General features: G+C 73.8%; 15 protein-coding genes. 9 read left to right on the forward strand and 6 right to left on the reverse strand.

Going from position 1 to position 19030, the window contains the following annotated elements:
* Positions 1-4 precede the first annotated feature (4 nt).
* Both ACSNN8_RS02905 and ACSNN8_RS02910 read right to left on the reverse strand, forming a co-directional pair.
* Positions 5-643 (reverse strand): response regulator, encoded by a 639-nt coding sequence (locus ACSNN8_RS02905; RefSeq protein WP_436646818.1) that lies wholly within the window; start codon positions 641-643, stop codon positions 5-7.
* On the reverse strand, positions 640-2727 hold the full coding sequence (locus tag ACSNN8_RS02910; protein ID WP_436646819.1) for a sensor histidine kinase: 2088 nt from the start codon (positions 2725-2727) through the stop codon (positions 640-642). The genes ACSNN8_RS02905 and ACSNN8_RS02910 overlap by 4 nt, the downstream gene beginning before the upstream one ends.
* A 164-nt stretch (positions 2728-2891) precedes the next feature.
* Between ACSNN8_RS02910 and ACSNN8_RS02915 the strand changes: the two genes are divergently transcribed.
* The gene (locus ACSNN8_RS02915) at positions 2892-3530 is read left to right on the forward strand and encodes a hypothetical protein (RefSeq protein ID WP_436646820.1); all 639 of its coding nucleotides are present in this window, start codon (positions 2892-2894) and stop codon (positions 3528-3530) included.
* An 89-nt stretch (positions 3531-3619) separates the two neighbouring features.
* The gene (locus ACSNN8_RS02920; RefSeq protein ID WP_436646821.1) at positions 3620-4627 is read left to right on the forward strand and encodes a glutathione S-transferase family protein; all 1008 of its coding nucleotides are present in this window, start codon (positions 3620-3622) and stop codon (positions 4625-4627) included.
* Between the two features lie 37 nt (positions 4628-4664).
* On the opposite strand, the gene ACSNN8_RS02925 is transcribed toward ACSNN8_RS02920, so the two are convergent.
* Positions 4665-5300, reverse strand: a complete 636-nt coding sequence (locus ACSNN8_RS02925) for a MarR family winged helix-turn-helix transcriptional regulator (protein WP_436646822.1) — start codon at positions 5298-5300, stop codon at positions 4665-4667.
* A 94-nt stretch (positions 5301-5394) separates the two neighbouring features.
* Here ACSNN8_RS02925 and ACSNN8_RS02930 point away from each other — a divergent pair, with 94 nt between their 5' ends.
* The 7 genes from ACSNN8_RS02930 (at position 5395) to ACSNN8_RS02960 (ending at position 16587) form a co-directional block, all read left to right on the forward strand.
* Complete coding sequence (locus tag ACSNN8_RS02930) at positions 5395-6978, forward strand: DMT family transporter (protein ID WP_436646823.1); 1584 nt, start codon at positions 5395-5397, stop codon at positions 6976-6978.
* A gap of 9 nt (positions 6979-6987) precedes the next feature.
* Positions 6988-9759 carry a DUF5691 domain-containing protein gene (locus tag ACSNN8_RS02935; protein ID WP_436646824.1) on the forward strand — a complete coding sequence of 924 codons (2772 nt, stop codon included), beginning with the start codon at positions 6988-6990 and terminating at the stop codon, positions 9757-9759.
* A gap of 73 nt (positions 9760-9832) precedes the next feature.
* Positions 9833-10894, forward strand: a complete 1062-nt coding sequence (locus ACSNN8_RS02940) for an ATP-binding protein (RefSeq protein WP_436646825.1) — start codon at positions 9833-9835, stop codon at positions 10892-10894.
* The gene (locus ACSNN8_RS02945; protein WP_436646826.1) at positions 10887-13205 is read left to right on the forward strand and encodes a DUF5682 family protein; all 2319 of its coding nucleotides are present in this window, start codon (positions 10887-10889) and stop codon (positions 13203-13205) included. The genes ACSNN8_RS02940 and ACSNN8_RS02945 overlap by 8 nt, the downstream gene beginning before the upstream one ends.
* Complete coding sequence (locus ACSNN8_RS02950) at positions 13202-14401, forward strand: VWA domain-containing protein (RefSeq protein WP_436646827.1); 1200 nt, start codon at positions 13202-13204, stop codon at positions 14399-14401. The genes ACSNN8_RS02945 and ACSNN8_RS02950 overlap by 4 nt, the downstream gene beginning before the upstream one ends.
* A gap of 30 nt (positions 14402-14431) precedes the next feature.
* Complete coding sequence (locus tag ACSNN8_RS02955; protein ID WP_436646828.1) at positions 14432-15193, forward strand: class I SAM-dependent methyltransferase; 762 nt, start codon at positions 14432-14434, stop codon at positions 15191-15193.
* A gap of 260 nt (positions 15194-15453) precedes the next feature.
* The gene (locus ACSNN8_RS02960; protein WP_436646829.1) at positions 15454-16587 is read left to right on the forward strand and encodes a DUF5925 domain-containing protein; all 1134 of its coding nucleotides are present in this window, start codon (positions 15454-15456) and stop codon (positions 16585-16587) included.
* Here ACSNN8_RS02960 and ACSNN8_RS02965 read toward each other — a convergent pair whose 3' ends face one another.
* The 3 genes from ACSNN8_RS02965 to ACSNN8_RS02975 all read right to left on the reverse strand — a co-directional run bounded on the left by ACSNN8_RS02965 (position 16588) and on the right by ACSNN8_RS02975 (position 18806).
* The gene (locus ACSNN8_RS02965) at positions 16588-17964 is read right to left on the reverse strand and encodes a multicopper oxidase family protein (protein ID WP_436646830.1); all 1377 of its coding nucleotides are present in this window, start codon (positions 17962-17964) and stop codon (positions 16588-16590) included.
* A gap of 3 nt (positions 17965-17967) precedes the next feature.
* Entirely contained in the window at positions 17968-18123 is a 156-nt protein-coding gene (locus tag ACSNN8_RS02970) for a hypothetical protein (protein ID WP_436646831.1), read from the reverse strand.
* A 389-nt stretch (positions 18124-18512) separates the two neighbouring features.
* On the reverse strand, positions 18513-18806 hold the full coding sequence (locus ACSNN8_RS02975; protein WP_436649385.1) for a DUF1540 domain-containing protein: 294 nt from the start codon (positions 18804-18806) through the stop codon (positions 18513-18515).
* Positions 18807-19030 lie beyond the last annotated feature (224 nt).

The raw sequence follows: 19030 nt of genomic DNA on the forward strand, positions 1-19030 counted from the left end.
GCGGTCAGCGCCCCAGACCGGCCTCCCGGGCCCGGACGATCGCCTCGGCCCGATCGGCCACCTGCAGCTTGGCGAACACATTGGACACGTTGTTGCGGACGGTCTTGGGCGACAGGAAGAGGGCGGCGGCGATCTGCTGGTTGGAACGACCGGCGGCGAGCAGCTCGAGGATCTCCCTCTCACGGGCGGTGAGCTGCGGGAACGCGTCGGTGGGCGCGGGCGGGCCGGCAGCGAAGAACTCGGCGATGCGCTGCGCGAGGGTGGCGCCGAAGACCGCTCCCCCGGCCGCCACGGTGGTGATCGCGCGGACGATCTCCTCCTGCTCGGCGCCCTTGACCAGATAGCCGCGGGCGCCCGCGCGGATCGCCGCGAACACCGTGCCGTCGTCCTCGGACATGGTCAGCACCACGATGCCCACGCCGGGAGCCTCGGTGGTGAGCGTGCGGGTGGCCTCCACGCCGTTGAGCCGCGGCATCTGCACGTCCATCACCACGACGTCGGGCAGCAGCCGGGTCGCCGCTGCCACCGCCTCGACCCCGTCGGCCGCGGTGCCGACCACTTCGAGGCCGTCGACCGAGGCGAGCAGCACGGCCAGCCCGTCCCGATAGATCGGATGGTCGTCGGCGACGAGTACCCGGATCACACCAGCACCCCCATCGGCAGTCGGGCCCGCACTACCGTTCCGCGGCCGTCGGGGCACTCTATGCGGCAGTCGCCGCCCAGCTCGGCGGCGCGCTCACGCAACGACACCAGACCCACCCCGCTGGGGGTGCCGGCCGGGATGCCGACGCCGTCGTCCGTCACCTCGACCACCAGCGCGCCATCCTGTCTCGCGAGCGTGATGCGGGCGGCGGTCGCCGACGCGTGCTTCGCCACGTTGGTCAGCGCCTCGGACGCGATGCGGTAGGCCGCGACCTCGACCGCGGCGGGCAACCCGTCGAGGTCGTCGCCGCCTTCGACGGTGACGGTCAGCCCCGGGGCACGCAGCCGGGCGGCCTGCTGGCGTACGGCCCCCAGCAGTCCCACGTCGTCGAGCGCCGGCGGCCGCAGGTCGTGCACGAGACGCCGCACGTCCGTGACCGCGGCGGTGACGTCCTCACGGGCCTGCCGCAGCAGCCGGTCGGCCTCCTCGGGCCGGCGACCGGCGAGGTTGCGCGCGGTGTCGATGCGCAGCCCCACCCCGCCGAGCGTCGGCCCCAGCCCGTCGTGCAGGTCGCGGCGCAGGCGGCGGCGCTCCTCCTCGCGGGCCGCCACGATCTGCTCGCGGCTGCGCTGCAGCTCCTGGGCCAGGTGGGCGGACCGGGCGGCGATCGCGGCCTGACGGACGACGTCGGCGAGCAGCCGCTCGTCGCGCGCCGACAGGCCGACCCGCGGACCGCGTGCGGGGAGCACGACCCGGCCCACGGTCTCGCCGCGATAGGCGATCGGCAGCGTCCGCGTCTCGCCGCCCGGCTCGCCGAAGGTGGCCACCACCCGTTCGCCGCCGGGCCGGTCGACCTCGACCACGACGTACGGCAGGCGGAACGCCTCGGCGATCTTCCGGGCCACGGCGAGCAGCTCGCCGGAGGGCGACTCCGAGCGCTCGAGCTGCTCGGCCAGGCCGGCCACGACCCGGTACGGATCGTCGCGGCGCCCCAGCACGAGCCGGCGGATCGCCATCCAGAGCCGGTGCCGCAGCGGCCCGTAGCCGGCGGTGACGACGAGCATCGCGACCACGGCGGCGTCGCGTTCGGGCAGGCGCTCGCCGAGGAAGGCGCCGGTCGCGCCGAGCACGCAGGCGTCCACGAGCAGCACCGTTATCGCCATCGCGCCGTAGAGGACGGTGCCGCCGAGCAGCCGGTCGACGTCGAACAGGCGCGGCCGGACCAGGCCGATGGTGATCGCCGCGCCGGTGAGCGTGACCACGGGCCCGATCGCGACGTCGGAGAACCCGGGCAGCAGCAGGGTGGACAGGAACACGAGCAGGTCGGCGAGCGCGGCCCAGAGCAGCCAGCGCAGGGCCAGCCGGTCGTCGCCGGTCGCCTTCCGGAACCGGCGGACGACCACGGCGAACGCGACCACCATGCCCAGCGGCAGCGCGATCCACATCGCGGACAGCAGCGGCACCCACAGGCTGTCGGGCAGGGGAAGCGAGGCGGGATCGAGGTCCAGGCCGGCGAGCGCGGCCGGCGTCGGCCCACCCTCGCGGGCGTCGGCGACCCGGGACGGCACCACCAGGGTCGCGAGCGGAGCCAGCGAGGAGAGGACCAGACCGGCGTACGCGGCGACGCGCCACCGCCCCTGAGGCAGGCGCCCGCTCGGATAGATGAGCAGCAGCAACGGCAGCCAGATCAGCAGCGCGGCGCCGAGCCGGTTGTAGACCCAGAACGCCGCCGAGGCGCCGGGCAGCTCATGCAGCGTCGCATATCCGAGCCAGGTCGCGGCCGCGCCGTCGAAGATCCAGTGCAGCCCGGAGCCGACGAGCAGCCAGGCGACCGGATGCCGGGGCAGCCGGCGCAGCATGATCACGCCGGGGACGAGCAGACCGAGCCCGGGGAGACCGGCCTCCCACGACATCTCGGTGAGCGTGGCGTCCCGATGGGCGGCCGGCACCCGCAGGTCGAGCACGGTCGAGGCCACGAAGGCCACGAGCCCGACCGTCAGCGCTCCCCAGGCGAGAGCGCGGGCCACGTCGCGGCTGCCGCGAGCGTACGGGCCGGCGGGCGGAAGGCTGTCGGCGAGCGTCACGCGGGACATCGTCGCAGCTCGGGCGTCCCTCGGGCAGCGGGCAAAAGTCCCGGGTGATCCGGGACTTTCGTGGGGACGCCACCGGTGGCGCGCGGCCCTTTCGGCCCGGGACTTGACCCGACGAAAGTTTGGTCGTCGCACCGAACCGAGCACCGGAGAACAAAATGTCGATCACCGTGAAGCCCGCCACCGCCCGCACCGACGAGACCGCGTCCGCCGAGCAGGGCGGTGCGAACCGTACGTTCGTCCGCCGGGCGGGGCTGGGCGTCGCCGCCGGCTCCGCGCTGTGGGCCGCCGGAATGCTGGCCTACGGCATCAACCCGGACGGCGAGGTGGCCGGGCAGGTCGTCAACATCAGCTCGCTGGCGTTCCAGCTGAGCCTGTTCGGCCTGATCACCGCGCAGCTGCGGACCCGGGCCACGGGCACCTCCCGCGCCGCCCGCGCCATGCTCAAGGTCGAGTACGTGCTGCTCGCCCTCGGCACGCTCTGGACGATCCTGTGGAGCGCCCTGCCCGGCGCCCGCGAGAGCGTCCCCATGATGGTCCTGGACTTCTTCTGGCCGCTGTCCATGCTGGGCATGTTCATCATCTCCATCAAGATCGCCACGGCGGGCCGCTGGAAGGGTCTGCTGCGCGGCTGGCCGCTGGTCGCCGAGAGCTGGGCGATCGTCAACGTCCCGCTGGCCGGCGCCTTCGGCGACGAGGTGCTGCGCTACACCGCCTCGGGTCACCTGGTCGTCGGGTACATCACCCTGGGCGTGCTGATGGTGCTGCGCCCCGAGCTCACCGGCGCCCGCGACTGACCGCCCGCCGAAGGCGATGGCCGTCCTCCTCGAGGGCGGCCATCGCCGTTCGCCGCGCACATCCGCTCCGCTGCTTGCAGGATGGGTGGATGGCGTACGTGAACCCGACCGGCGAATTCACCCGGGACCAGCGGTACATCTCCACCCGGATCACCGCGGACGGCCGGGACGGCTACCCGGTCGAGCCCGGCCGGTACCGCCTCGTGGTCTCCCGCGCCTGCCCCTGGGCCAACCGGGCGATCATCGTGCGGCGGCTCCTCGGCCTCGAGGACGCGCTGTCGATGGGGATCGCGGGCCCGACGCACGACGAGCGCAGCTGGACCTTCGACCTCGACCCCGGCGGCCGGGACCCCGTCCTCGGCATCGAGCGGCTGCAGGAGGCGTTCTTCAAGCGGATGCCCGGCTACGACAAGGGCATCACCGTGCCGGCCATCGTCGACATCCCGACCGGCCAAGTGGTCACCAACGACTTCGCGCAGATGACCATCGACCTCTCGCTGGAGTGGACGGAGCACCACCGCGAGGGCGCCCCGAAGCTCTACCCCGAGGAGCTGCGCGACCAGATCGACAAGGTCAACCGGTTCGTCTTCGCCGACGTCAACAACGGCGTCTACCGGGCCGGGTTCGCCGGCACGCAGGAGGCCTACCAGAAGGCGTACGACCGGCTGTTCTCCCGCCTCGACCAGCTCTCGGAGCACCTGGCCGACCACCGTTACCTGGTCGGCGACACGATCACCGAGGCGGACGTGCGGCTCTTCACGACGCTGGCCCGCTTCGATGCCGCCTACCACGGCCACTTCAAGTGCAACCGCAGCAAGCTGACCGAGATGCCGGTGCTGTGGGCCTATGCGCGGGACCTGTTCCAGACGCCCGGCTTCGGCGACACCACCGACTTCGTCCACATCAAGGAGCACTACTACATCGTTCACAAGGACATCAATCCGACCGGCATCGTGCCGGCCGGCCCCGACCTCTCCGGCTGGCTGACCGAGCACGGCCGCGAGAAGCTGGGCGGCCGCCCGTTCGGCGACGGCACACCGCCGCCGCCCCCGAGGCCGGACGAGGTCGTCCCCGCCGGCCACGGCGCCCCCGCCTGAGGCGAGCCCCGACCCGGCGGCCGGCTCGAGCCGGCCGCTACGAGGCGCCGCGGCCCGAGCCGGGCCGCTGCCCGGCGTCCGGCTTCGGCGGCGACCCGGCCGGCTCCTCCAGCCGGACGGACAGGTTCGCCCCGAGCCAGCGGACGTCCGCGTCGGTGCGCACGCCGGCCAGCGCCTCGCGCAGCAGGGCGTCGAGCTGACGCTGCTTGCTCTGCGGCAGATGCGCCAGCATGCGCCGCTGCTCGGCGAGCCCGGCGCCGACCGCCTGCTCGATGACGTCGAACCCCTGGGGCGTCAGACGCACCAGCACCCCGCGGCGGTCGGTCGGCGACGGCAGCCGCTCGATCATCCCCGCTCTCTCCAGGCGGTCGAGCCGCGCCGTGGTGCCGCCGGTGCTCAGCATCATCGAGGCGGCCAGCTCACCCGGGGAGAGCTGGTAGGGATCGCCGGCCCGGCGCAGCGTGGCCAGCACGTCGAACTCGGGCCGGCCTATCCCGAAGGCGGCATAGGCCTTCTCCATCCGGTCGCCGGCGAGGCGGGACAGGCGGAAGATCCGGCCGAAGACCGACATCGCGGTGGTCTCGAGGTCGGGCCGCTCGCGCGCCCACTGCTCGACGATGCGGTCGACCCCGTCACGGTCGTCGGCGGACTGCTGAGCTGCATCTCGCGTCACCCACTCATTATCTCGATGCCGAGCTTCTTGACAACGAGAGATTATCGCGGTGTTATCTCGATGTCGAGATACTTTCCGTCGAGGGAGTCGGGTCATGAGGTCGTCGCTTCTTCTCACCGCTGTGACGCCCGCCGTCTGGGGCACGACCTACGCGGTCACCACGGAGTTCCTGCCGCCGGGTCGTCCCCTGCTCGCCGGCGTGCTGCGCGCCCTGCCCGCGGGCCTGCTGCTTCTCGCAGTCACCCGCCGCCTGCCGAGCGGGGTGTGGTGGTGGCGCTCGGCGGTGCTGGGCGCCCTGAACATAGGGCTGTTCTTCGCGCTGCTGTTCGTCACGGCCTACCGGCTGCCCGGCGGCATGGCCGCGGTTCTGGGCGCCGCTCAGCCGCTGGTCGTCGCGGGCCTGACCGTCCTGCTGCTGACCGAGCGGGTCCCGGTGCGCACGGTCGTGGCCGCCGTCGCCGGGGCCGGCGGCGTCGCGCTGGCCGTGCTCACGGCGTCGGCCCGCCTCGACACCATCGGCGTGCTCGCCGGGCTCACGGGCACGGCGTCGATGGCCTTCGGGCTCGTGCTCACCAAGCGCTGGGGCCGGCCGGGCGTCTCCCTGCTGGCCGCGACCGGCTGGCAGCTGACCGCCGGCGGCCTGCTGCTGGCGCCGGTCGCGCTGCTGGCCGAGGGGCTGCCGCCCCGGCTGAGCGCGACCAATCTGGCCGGCTACGCGTATCTCGCGCTGATCGGCACGGCGCTGGCCTACTCGCTGTGGTTCCGGGGCCTCGATCGCCTGCCCGCCGCGCGCGTCGCCCTGCTGGGGCTGCTGTCCCCGCTGGTGGCCGCGGCGGTCGGCTGGGCCGCGCTCGGCCAGCAGCTCACTCCGCTGCAGCTGACCGGCATGGTCATCGCCTTCGCGGCGGTCGCCTGGGGCCAGACGGCGACCCGGCCGCGCGAGCGGCTCCGCGTCCGGATGGCGTCAGCGCAGGTCGGCGTTCTCGACGATGTGGCCGGGAAAGCCGACGCGAGCGGCCCGGAGCATGGCCTGGCTGACGCGGTCGCTGGTGGTGACGTATTTCGGCGCGACCCGCACCAGCAACGGGATCAGCGGGCCGACGGCCGTGTAGATGGCGTTGTAGAGACGGGTCTTGGACCGCACGCCGCGGGTCGGCTGGATCACGCCGGGGCGGAAGGCATAGCCGTTGGGCAGCAGCGCGATGATGTCCCGCTCGGCGCGCCCCTTCACCCGGGCCCACATCTGACGGCCCTCGAGGTTGGTGCCGGCGCCCGAGACGTACACAAAGGTGATTTCGGGGTTGAGCTCCGCGAAGGTGCGCGCGGCGGTCATCGGGTAGTCGTAGGTGATCCGGGTGTACGCCGCCTCGTCCATGCCGACCGAGGACACGCCCAGGCAGTAGAAGCAGGCGTCGTACCCGCGCAGCTGCTCCCTGATCGGGGTGAGGTCGGCGAAGTCGTCGAGACGGACCTCGCGCAGCCGGGGGTGCGAGACGCCGGTCGGCGTGCGGACGACGGCCAGCACCTGTTCGACGTCCGGCGCGAGCAGGCTCTCCCGCAACACGCCCTGCCCGACCATGCCCGTCGCGCCGAAGACCACGACCTTCATCGTTCCTCCCTCGGTGAGCCCGCCGCCCGATCATGTCACCGCGCCCAAAGTGTCGTACCCGCCTCCTAGGGTTTTCCCGTGCCCGTTGAACGCTGGTCGGCCGCGCAGGTCGAGACGCTCGCCCCCGATCCCCCGTCGGTGAAGGCCGCCCGCGGCCTGTCCGCCTCCGCCTCCTGGTCGGCGACCGGGCGGCTCGACGACATCCTGTGGGGGCAGTGCCGCGGCTATCAGGTCTGCGTCGACCTCGCCGGCCCCGCGTTCAAGTGCTCCTGCCCCAGCCGCAAGATCCCCTGCAAGCACGCGCTCGCACTGCTGTTGCTCTGGGCCGAGTCCGATGTGGCCGGCGGCCCCCCGGCCGACTTCGCCCGCGAGTGGCAGTCGGCCCGGGCGGCCCGCGCCGCGGCCAAGCCCAAGGCGGCAGCGGCCCCCGATCCCGCGGCCGCGGCCAAACGCGTCGAGCAGCGCGCCGAGCGCGTCGCCGGCGGCATGGCCGAGCTGCGCCGCTGGCTCGACGACCAGATCCGCCAGGGCCTGGCCGGCGCGCAGCGCGGCGGCCATCAGCCGTTTGAGGCGATGGCGGCCCGGCTGGTCGACGCGCAGGCGCCGGCCGCCGCGAGCGCGGTGCGGCGCCTCGGGTCGTTCGCCGGCATCGGGCCGCACTGGGCCGACCGGCTGCTCGGCGCGCTGGCGCTGCTGCGGCTGCTCGTCTCGGGCTACGACCGGCTCGCCGAGCTGCCGCCCGGGCTCGCCGCCACGGTGCGCAGCCGCATCGGCTTCCCGGTCGGCACCGACGAGGTGCTGGCCGGTCCCCGGGTCTCCGACCGGTGGCAGGTGCTCGGCCAGGTCGAGGTCGACGACGGCGCGCTGACCACCCGCCGCACCTGGCTGCGCGGCTCGGCGCACGGCCGGTTCGCGCTGGTGCTGACGTTCGCCGCGCCAGGCCAGCCGATGACCGCCGATCTGGTGCCGGGCACGGAGTTCCGTGGCGACCTGACCTTCTATCCCGGTTCCGCGCCGCTGCGTGCCCTGGTCGCCGAGCAGGTCAGCGCGGCGGAGCCGTTCGACGAGCCCGACGGCGCGATGCCGCTCGCCGACGCCCTCGCCGGTTACAGCGCCACGGTGGCGGCCGAGCCCTGGCGGTTCGACGCGCCCGTCCTGCTCGCCGGCGTCGTTCCCAGCCTGGACGGCTGGCTGGTCGACGCGACCGGCGCGGCCCTGCCGCTGGCCCCGGGCCACCGCGAGCCGTGGTGGCTGCTCGCCGCCGCGGGCGGGCGTCCCGCGACCGTGGCCGCCGAGTGGTCGCCGAGCGGACTGCGGCCGCTCGCCGCCTGGGCCGAGGGCGAGTTCGTGGCCGCCGCTCCCCCGGTGCCCGACCCGGACGCCCCACGCCACCCCGAGCTGCCGCCCGAGTTGCTCGCCGCGGCCCTGGTCGGCACCAACCGACGACCGTGGACGGGCGATTCCTCGCTGTTCGAGGCGGCCGCCGTGGCTCTGACCCGGCGTCGCGCCGGGGTGCTGCCCGGCAGCGGTCACGAGGCGGTGCCGCCCGCGCCCGACGAGACGGCGCCGGCTCTGCCCGGCCCGGCCGGCTCCCGCCTGCTGCGGATCCTCGCCGGGGGTGTGCCCGGCGGCGGGCAGCTCGCGCAGGAGTTGCTCGCCCAGTGGCTCGCGGCCGCCGCCGAGCACGGCGGTCACGTGCCGCCCGCCGCGCTGCCGCCGCTGCTCGACGCGGGCCGCCGCAACTCGGTCGTGCGGCCCGCTCTGGCCCGGGTCTCCGGCCGTCGGGGCGCCTGGCTGGCCGGCCTGCGGGCCGACTGGCGCTGGTTGCGCGACGAGGCGCCGATGGCGATCCTCCTTCCCGACTGGCACACGGGCAGCTCGGGCGAGCGTCTCGCTCACCTGGCCCAGCTCCGGCAGACCGATCCCGCCCGCGCCCGCGAGCTGGTCGAGAGCACGTGGGCGCAGGAGTCCTCCGACGACCGCGCCCGGTTCGTCGGCGCCCTGACCACGGGTCTGTCCACCGATGACGATCCCTTCCTCGAGCAGGCGCTCGACGACCGCCGCAAGGAGGTGCGCGAGGCCGCGCTCGACCTGGTGCGCCGGCTTCCGGGCTCGCAGCTGCGCACGCGGATGGCCGAGCGCGCGCGGGCCGCCGTCCGGCGCGAGCGCCGGCTGGTCGGCGCGGACCGGCTCGTCGTCACCCCGCCCGAGGAGCTCGACGCGGCGCTGCGCCGCGACGGTGTGGCCGCCACCCCCGCCCGGGGCATCGGGGTGAGCGCGTGGCTGCTCGAGGAGATCGTCGCTGCCACGCCGCTCGACACGTGGTCCGATCCGGCGACCATGCTCGCCCTGGCCCGCGGCAACGACTGGGAGGCGCCGCTGCTGCACGGCTGGGCCAAGGCCGCGGTCGTGCAGCAGGACGCCGCATGGGCGACCACGTTCCTGCACCGATCGTCCGGCTCGCTGCGGGAATCCGTACGGTGGGATCTGCATCTGGTTCTTCCGCCCGGCGAGCTGGGCCGGCTCGCCGCCGACGCGCTGCGCCGCGACGACGGGCTGGCCAACCGGCTGCTGGCCCTGCATCCCGGTCACTGGCCCGAGGAGCTGTCGGTCGCGGTCCTCGAGACGATCGCGCACCGCGCCCGCACCGACCGGCACAGCTGGCAGCTCGGCGAGTTGTGCCGCGCGGCGGCCCTCGCCATGCCCCCCGACTACGCCGATCTGGTGGGCCGCCTCGCGCTGCAGCTCGACCAGGAGCCGGCCGAGGCCTCGCGGGTGCGGCCGGTCGCCGACCTGGCCCGCACGCTGACCTTCCGCCAGCAGATGCTCGACGAGCTGAGAGTTTCCTGACCGCCATGTTCCGCCGCCGCTTTCTGTCAGGGGTGGGCGATAGCCTGCGCCGGCATCGATTGAGGAGTTGCCCGTGACCGCACTGCGCCCGCACGCCGAGGACCAGTACGCCGAGGAGCTGGCCCAGCTCGCCGCCGCCGACGACCGGCCCCGCCCGCCCGGCTGGCGGCTGTCCCCGCAGGCCGTGGTGACCTATCTGCTCGGCGACGGTGCCAAGATCACCCCGAAGTACGTGGGACCGCGCCGCCTCATGGAGGTGGCGGTGTCCACACTCGTGACCGATCGCGCCCTGCTGCTGCTCGGCGTCCCCGGCACCGCCAAGACGTGGGTGTCCGAGCACCTGGCCGCGGCCATCTCGGGCGACTCCACCCTGCTGGTGCAGGGCACCGCCGGCACCGCGGAGGAGGCGATCCGCTACGGGTGGAACTACGCGCGCCTGCTCGCCGAGGGGCCGACCGAGGCGGCGCTGGTGCCCAGCCCGATCATGCGGGCCATGCAGACCGGTACGATCGCCCGGCTCGAGGAGCTCACCCGCGTGCCGTCCGACGTGCAGGACGCGCTGATCACGATCCTGTCCGAGAAGACGCTGCCCGTTCCTGAGCTCAACACCGAGGTGCAGGCGCAGCGCGGCTTCAACCTGATCGCCACCGCCAACGACCGCGACCGCGGGGTCAACGAGCTGTCCAGCGCGCTGCGCCGCCGGTTCAACACGGTCGTGCTGCCGGTGCCCGCGTCGGCCGACGACGAGGTCGAGATCGTCGCCCGGCGCGTGTCCCAGTTGGGCCGCTCGCTCGACCTGCCCGAGGTGCCCGCCGCGCTCGACGAGATCCGCCGCGTGGTGACGGTCTTCCGCGAGCTGCGCAGCGGCCTCACCGAGGACGGACGCACCAAGCTCAAGTCCCCGACCGGCACGCTGTCCACGGCCGAGGCGATCTCGGTGATCACCAACGGCATGGCGCTGGCCGCGCACTTCGGCGACGGCCGGCTGCACCCGGGCGACGTGGCCGCGGGCATCGTCGGCGCGGTCGTCAAGGACCCGGTGTCCGACGGCGTGGTCTGGCGGGAATACCTCGAGACGGTCGTGCGCGAGCGCGCCGACTGGCGCGACTTCTACCGGGCCGCCCGCGATGCCTGAGCGGCTCTACGGCATCCGCCACCACGGCCCGGGCTCGGCCCGCGCGGTGGTGGCGGAGCTCGAGCGGCAGCCGCCCGGCGTGCTGCTGGTCGAGGGACCGCCCGAGGCCGACGCGCTGGTGCGCTGGGTGGCCGACGCGGGCTTGGAGCCGCCGGTGGCGTTGCTGGGCTACGCCTCCGACGACCCGCGGCGGGCGGCGTTCTGGCCGTTCGCCGTCTTCTCGCCGGAGTGGCAGGCGATCCGCTGGGCGGTCGAGCGGGGAGTGCCGGTTCGCTTCTTCGACCTGCCGTTCGCCTACCGCCTCACCGGCGACGCCCGCCCGGCGCGGCCCGCACCGGCCGGCCCCGCCGCAGACCCTGAGCCCCAGTCCGAGCCCGAGCCCGCCGGTCCGGCCGCCCAGCCGCTGCCCGACGCCGCCGGCGAGCCGGAGGGCGGCCCCGCCGAGGAGCGGCCGGAGCCGCTGCGGCCGGTGGACCCCATCGGCGAGCTGGCCGCCGCGGCCGGCTACGACGATCCCGAACGCTGGTGGGAGGACGTCGTCGAGCATCGCGGGATGCCGGCGTTCGAGGCGATCGCCGAGGCGATGACCGCCATCCGCGACCGGTCCCCCGAGGACCCGGACGACCTGGTGCGCGAGGCGTACATGCGCAACGTCCTGCGGGAGGTGCGCAAGACCCACGACGACATCGCCGTCGTGTGCGGGGCCTGGCACGTGCCGGCGCTGACCCGCAAGGTCGCCGCCAAGGACGACAACGCGCTGCTCAAGGGCCGCCGCAAGGCGAAGGTCGACTTCACCTGGGTGCCGTGGACCTACGGCCGGCTGGCCTCGTGGTCGGGCTACGGCGCGGGCGTCAGCTCCCCCGGCTGGTACCACCACCTGTTCGCCTCGGCCGACGAGGTGGTGCCGCGCTGGCTCGTCGACGCCGCAGGCGTGCTGCGCGCCGAGGGGGTGCCCACGTCGTCGGCGCACGTCATCGAGGCGACCCGGCTGGCCGAGGCGCTCGCGACCCTGCGCGGGCGGCCGCTCGCGGGGCTGGCCGAGGTGACCGAGGCGGCCGAGGCCGTGATGTGCGACGGCGAGCCGCTGCGGGTCGAGCTCATCACCCGCAAGCTCGTGGTGGGCGAGCGGCTCGGCGGGGTGCCCGACGACATGCCGTCCGTGCCCCTGGCCAAGGACCTCGCGGCCCAGCAGCGCGCCACCCGCCTCAAGCCGGAGGCGCTCGAACGCGCCCTCGATCTCGACCTGCGCAAGGACACCGATCTGCGGCGCAGCCGCCTGCTGCACCGCCTGCGCACGATCGGCGTGCCGTGGGGCGAGCCCACCGCGGCGCGCCGCGGCACCGGCACCTTCCGCGAGGAGTGGCGGCTGCGGTGGCAACCCGAGTTCGCCGTCCGCCTCGTCGAGGGCAGCATGTACGGCACGACGGTCGCGTCCGCGGCCACCGCCAAGGTGACCCGGGCGGCGGACAAGGCCGAGACGCTCGCCGACGTGACCGCGCTCGTCGAGACCTGCCTGCTCGCCGACCTCGCCGACGCGTACCCGCGGGTGCTTGCCGCTCTCGACACGCGGGCCGCGCTCGACGCGGACGTCAACCACCTGATGGCGGCGATCCCGGCGCTGGCCCGCACCCTGCGCTACGGCGACGTGCGACGCACGGACGTGGCCGGGCTCGCCACCGTGACAGCGAGCCTGCTGGGCCGGGTCTGCGCCGGGCTGCCCTCGGCGGTCGGTTCGCTGTCGGACGAGGCGGCGGCGATGCTGCGCGACCGGATCGACGGCGTGCACTCGGCGGTCGGCCTGCTCGACGACGCCGGCCTGCGTGAGCGCTGGGTGTCCACGCTGGAGTCGCTGGCCGGGCGAGCCGATCTGCACGGGCTGATCGCGGGGCGGCTGACCCGGCTGCTGCTCGACGCGGGCCGGCTCGACGGCGCCGAGGTGCGCCGCCGGCTGCGGCTGCCGCTGACCGTCGGCACGCCACCGGCGCACGCGGCGGCCTGGGTCGAGGGCTTCCTCTCCGGCGGCGGGCTGCTGCTGGTCCACGACGACGCGCTGCTGGCGCTGCTCGACGACTGGCTCGCCGACATCCCGGCGGACGCCTTCGACGACGTGCTGCCGCTGCTGCGCCGCACGTTCGGCGCGTTCGAGGCCGGCGAGCGGCGGGCGATCGGCGAGCGGGTGGCCGGTCCGCGCGCCGGCGACCCGGAGGCTGCCGCGGGCGGGCTCGGCTTCGACCCGTCCCGGGCGGATCTGGTGCTGCCCACGCTGAGCGCCCTGCTGGGCCGCGAGATCACCGCCGGGGAGGCGCGATGAGCCGGGACGACGTGGACGAGGCAGCGCGGGAGAGGCTGCGGCGGTGGCGGATGGTGCTCGGCGCGCCGGCCGAGCAGTCGCTGGGCAAGGCCGAGGGCCGCGACGGCGCGATGGACTCGGCGCTGGCGGCGCTCTACGACGCGGGCGGCGCGGGTGACGGCGAGAGCAGCGGCCGGCGGTCCGCGGGACTGGGCGGCTCGGCGCCGAAGGTGGCGCGCTGGCTCGGCGACATCCGCGAGTACTTCCCGAGCACGGTCGTGCAGATCATGCAGCAGGACGCGATCGAGCGGCTCGACCTGACCCGGCTGCTGCTCGAGCCCGAGATGCTCGGCGCGGTCGAGCCCGACGTGCACCTGGTCGGCACGCTGCTCTCGCTCAACCGGGTCATGCCCGACCAGACCAAGGACGCGGCGCGCCAGGTGGTGCGCACGGTGGTCGAGCAGCTCGAGAAACGCATCGCCCAGAAGACGCGGGCGGCGGTGACCGGGGCGCTCAACCGGGCGGCGCGGATCAACCGGCCGCGGCACGCCGACATCGACTGGAACCGCACGATCCGGGCGAACCTCAAGCACTACCAGGCCGAGCACCGCACGGTGATTCCCGAGCGGCTGATCGGGTACGGGCGGCGGACCACCGCGGTGCAGCGCGACGTGGTGCTCTGCGTCGACCAGTCGGGGTCGATGGCGGCCTCGGTCGTGTTCTCGGGCGTGTTCGCCGCGGTGCTGGCGTCGATGCAGTCGCTGCGGACGTCGCTGGTCGTGTTCGACACCGCGGTGGTCGACCTGACCGAGCAGCTGGAGGACCCGGTCGAGGTCCTGTTCGGCACGCAGCTGGGCGGCGGCACCGACATCAACCGCGCCATCGCGTACAGCCAGCAGTTGATCACCAGGCCGCGCGACAGCATCTTCGTGCTGATCAGCGACCTGTACGAGGGCGGCGTCCGCGAGCAGATGCTGCGGCGGGTCGCGGAGATGACGGCTGCCGGGGTGCAAGTGGTGGTCCTGCTGGCGCTGTCGGACGAGGGCGCGCCGGCGTACGACCACGACAACGCGGCGGCGCTGGCGGCACTCGGAGTCCCGGCCTTCGCGTGCACACCGGACGCGTTCCCGGACCTGATGGCGGCGGCGATCGAGCGGCGCGACCTGAAGGCGTTCGTGGCGAGGTTCGCCGACGAGCGCGCGGGAGGAGGGTTGTGACGGCCTGAGGAGGTAACTAGCGTTGCGGGCATGACTGCTTACCTGGGCAACCCGCACGTGTGGCAGGAGAGCTGGGATCGGCAGCAGGAGGCGTTCCTGCCCGACCGGGAGGCCCGGTTCGCCGCGATGCTCGAGGCGGTCGCCGCGACCGCCGAGGGCCCCGCGCCGCGGGTGCTCGACCTGGCGGGCGGCACCGGGACGATCTCGCTGCGGGTGCTGGCGCGGTTCCCGGGCGCGCGGGTCACGGTGCTCGACCAGGACCCGGTGCTGATGGCGATCGCGGAGGCGTCGCTGCGGGAGCGGGCCACGGTGGTCGACGCCGACCTGAGCGATCCGGGGTGGCGGACGAAGCTGCCGGAGGAGGGCTTCGACGCGGTGCTGACCGCAACGGCCCTGCACTGGCTGCCGGCCGAGCGGGTGGCGGCGCTCTACGGCGAGGTGCGGGAGGTGCTGCGGCCGGGCGGCATCTTCGTGAACGCCGACCACATGCCGGAGGAGTCCCTGCCGACGCTGTCCGAGCGGCTGCGGGGGCATGCGCGCCAGGAGAGGGAGGCCCGGTACGCAGCGGGCGCCGCGACGTCGTGGGACCAGTGGTGGGCGCGGGCGGCCGCCGACGAGTTCCTTGGGCCGCGGGCGGTCGAGCGGGAGCGGATCTACCCACGGACCCGCCACAGCCAGGAGTGGACGCCGCCGGCGCTGTGGCACGTCGACGCGCTGCGGGTGGCCGGGTTCGCCGAGGCCGGCGTCCTGTGGCGGGGCGGCACCGACGCGGCGGTCGTCGGCGTGCGCTGAGGCGCGCCCGCCGGAGGACCCGCACGCCGAGCGCCCTGCAGACCGCGCGCCAGCCCGCACCGGCCAGCCATTCGACCCCAACTCACGGCCCACCCAAGTGGCCGGCCTGCATGACAGCGCGCCAAGACGCCCGTCTGCAGGACCCGCGCTGAGGCGCCCGCCGGGGAGACCGGGCACTGAGGCGCCCGGAGCTGCTCTCGATCGGGCGCACCTGCGGAAAATGAGGTGCCATTCACGCATCGACGGACGATCATCGTTGCATGCGTGCTCCCCACCAGTCCGTCGACCGGCTCGGCAGCCGGCTCGTCGAGCACGCGCCCGGGCCGGCGCTGCCGCTGGCCGGCGCGGTGGACGACGGGGACCGGCTGGTCGACGTGGTGGACCTGCTGGCGCTCGACGGGTTCGTGACGGGGCGGGAGCCGTACGGTCGCAGCAAGTACCTGGAGAACGTGCGGGCCGACGCGACGCTGACGGTCGACGGGGCGCGTCTGGTGCGCGACGCGATCGACGAGGACGGGCACGGCTGGCTCGCGGTGGGCGACGGCTGGACGCTGCACGTCAACCGGTGGAAGCAGAGCCGGCGCGCCCGGGTGACGGTAACGGCGGTCAGCCAGGAGCTGGCGGACTCCATCCTGGACGCGGCGACGCGGGACGCTGTCGAGCAGCCGAAGCCGGCGCCGGAGAACGTACCCATCGGGTTCTGGCACTTCGGTCAGCACGGGCCGCGCCGGGCCGCTCGGGAGATCGACGCGGCGCCGTGGGCCGCGATCCGGCGCAACTACGCCGGTCCGGTGGCGGCGACGCTGGAGCGGCTGATGGCGCTGGACGGCACGACGATCAGCGGGCGGCTCCTGCTGCTGCACGGCGAGCCGGGCACGGGCAAGACGACCGCGCTGCGGGCGCTGGCGCAGCAGTGGCGTTCGTGGTGCCAGGTCGACTGCGTGCTGGATCCGGAGCGGCTGTTCAACGACCCGGCGTACCTGATGAGCGTGGCGCTGGGCAGCGACGACGAGGACGAGCCGCGCTGGCGGATGCTCATGCTCGAGGACTGCGACGAGCTGATCAACGGGGAGGCCAAGGCGAGCGCGGGGCAGTCGCTGTCGCGGCTGCTCAACCTCACCGACGGCCTGCTCGGCCAGGGGCGCAACGCGCTCATCGCGATCACCACGAACGAGGACCTCGCGTCGCTGCACCCGGCGGTCGTGCGTCCGGGGCGGTGCCTCGCCAGCATCGAGGTGGGCCGGCTCCCGTACGCGGAAGCCGTCGGCTGGCTGGGCACCTCGCGCGGCGTCGGGCCGTCGGGGGCGACGCTCGCCGAGCTGTACGCGCTGAAGACGGGCGCGGAGCCGGTGACCGTACCGAAGGCTCCGCCCAGCACCGGCATGTACCTGTAGCTACTCGGGCCGGTTGCCGGCGCTCCCACCGACCCGGTAGGAGGAGCCGATCCCCGCGTACGCGAGATGGGCGAGCAGCCCGTCCGCGGCGTGTTCGAGGTTGTGGCAGTGGTCGGCCCAGATGCCCGGGTTGTCGGCGACGAACGCGACCTCGTACGTCTGCCCGTCGCCCACGTCGAGCGAGTCGAACCACCAGGGGCTGCCCATGGCCGCCACGCCGTCGCGGCTGAGCACGACGGCGTGGTGCCCGTGCAGGTGCATGGGGTGCACGTCACCGCTGCTGTTGGAGATCCGCATCCGTACGACGTCCCCGGTGGCCACCATGTACATCGGCACGTCGGGGTAGAGCCCGCCGTTGATCGACCACCAGTACCCGGGACGCCCGTCGAGGAAGCCGACCCGCCGCCCGATCCGGTAGTCGAAGTGCCGCTGCGCGCGGGCCGGGTCGAACCCGAGCGCGGCCGGGGTCCCGTACGCCAGAAGGTCCAGGGTCTCGCGCGGCTCGGCGGTCACCTCGCCGAGCGCGGCGCCTCCCCCGGCGTTGAGCTGCCCGGCGCCACCGAACGCAAGATCGACCCTGCCTCCCGCGGTGACGACGACCGCCCGGTCCGTGACGTCGGCGGGCTCGTGCACGTCGTGACCGTCGACGGCGACCACACGGTACGGCGCACCGGACACCCACACCCGGATCGGGCCGGCGTCCGTGTTGATCACGCGGATCCGGTGGGACCGGGCGGGAGACAGTGACTGCGCCCCGCGTACGCCGTTGATCGTCCGCCGTCCGTCGTAGGTGTGCACGGCGGCCACCTGATCGCCGTCAGCGGCCGGCCCGCCGGTGACCACGAGCGCGCCGAACAGACCACGCCGCACCTGCTCGTGCGCGACCTGGTGGGAGTGGTACCAGTACGTGCCCGCGTCCGGCACGACGAAGCGGTAGACGTGCTGCTCGCCCCTGCGCACCGCGTCCTGAGTGACTCCGGCGACCCCGTCCTCCGCGTTGGGCACGTCCACCCCGTGCCAGTGCAGCGTGATGCCGTCCGGCACCGACTCGTTGACCAGCGTCACCTGCACCAGCTGCCCGCGCGCGGCCCGGATCTCCGGCCCCGGCGTCCGATGGTTCAGCGTGTAGCGCCCCTGCTCGGCGCGGGCGGTCAGCGTGACACTGACGTCCGCCGCGCCGGTCCGCGGGCCGGCCAGCGACGCGACCGCCAGCCGGTGCTCGTGCGCGGCGACAGGCCCGCCGCCGAAGTCCTCGTGTCCCATCGCCGCCATGTCATAGGTGGACGGCACGAGGCTGTCCACCCAGAACCAGCCGAGCGGCCCGAGGATCGCGAGGGCCGCCGCCACGCCGACGGCGATCCGAGCCGGCTTACGCATCGCTCAGACTGCCACGGGCTCTTTGACGGGCTCGGTCTGCCGCGCCTTGCGCATCGCGACCGACGCGATACCGGCCAGCGCGAACGCGTTCATGCCGTGCAGCACGCCGAGCGCCGGCGCGAAGAAGCCGACGACAGCGAACGCGAACTGCAGCACCACCACCCCGAACGAATCACCACCGAGCCGAACCAGCTGTGGGCGGCGTGCCCCCAGTTGCCGGTGGAGTTCTCGTCGAACACGGCGCCCGACTCGGTGTCGTGCAGAACGGTGAACCAGGCAGCGGCGATCACCGCGGCCTGGACGACGACGCAGAGCGCGATGAGCATCGCGAGGACCCGATAGGTAGCGCGCATGGCTGCCCCCCTTCGATCGGCCTGTCGGGTCAGCAGACACCTGGCCGAAGGGGCGGACAATCGGATCTCCGACGCTCGCCGGGATCCGAGCCGAACGGATGAGCGCGGCACCCAAGAAAGGCTACCCAAAGAAAGGTACGCCTTACCTCAACAAATGCGTCCGCCGTCGCATGGGCGACAGCGGACGCAGACAGTTCAGCCCTTTTCGTACGTGAGGCAGTCGGCCTTCTCGCCGGACTCGCCCACCACGATCGCCGGGGCGTGACACTCGAGGTCGGTGTTGTGCACGCAGTCGGCGCGCTTACACGCTCCCACCTGCGCCAACGGCTTGCCCATGCCACCCTTGTCGCCGGTCTGGACGAAGGTGTCGCACTCTGCCGACAGCGCGCTGCCGATGGTCACCGCAAAGGCGGTGCAGCCGTCGTGGTTGTAGCCACAGCTGGTGACGGTGCAGGTCTGCACGCGGGGCATTTCCAACATCTGAGTCATGGCGTCGCCTCCATTTTTCCGCATCCCGGTCAGCTCGACCATAAACCATTTCCCGAAAATGCCGAAACCACACCACGATTTCTCTTCATTAGGTAAGGCGTCCCTAACATATCCCCTTTTCCGCCGAACTGAGCCCGTACGATTCGACCCACGACCGGCGCGCCGAGCAGCCCCTCTACGGCAGCTGCGCAGTTACGCGGGCGCCACAGCGCGCCCTGCTCAGC

The sequence above is a fragment of the Actinoplanes sp. URMC 104 genome (assembly GCF_051386375.1).
Lineage (GTDB): Bacteria > Actinomycetota > Actinomycetes > Mycobacteriales > Micromonosporaceae > Actinoplanes.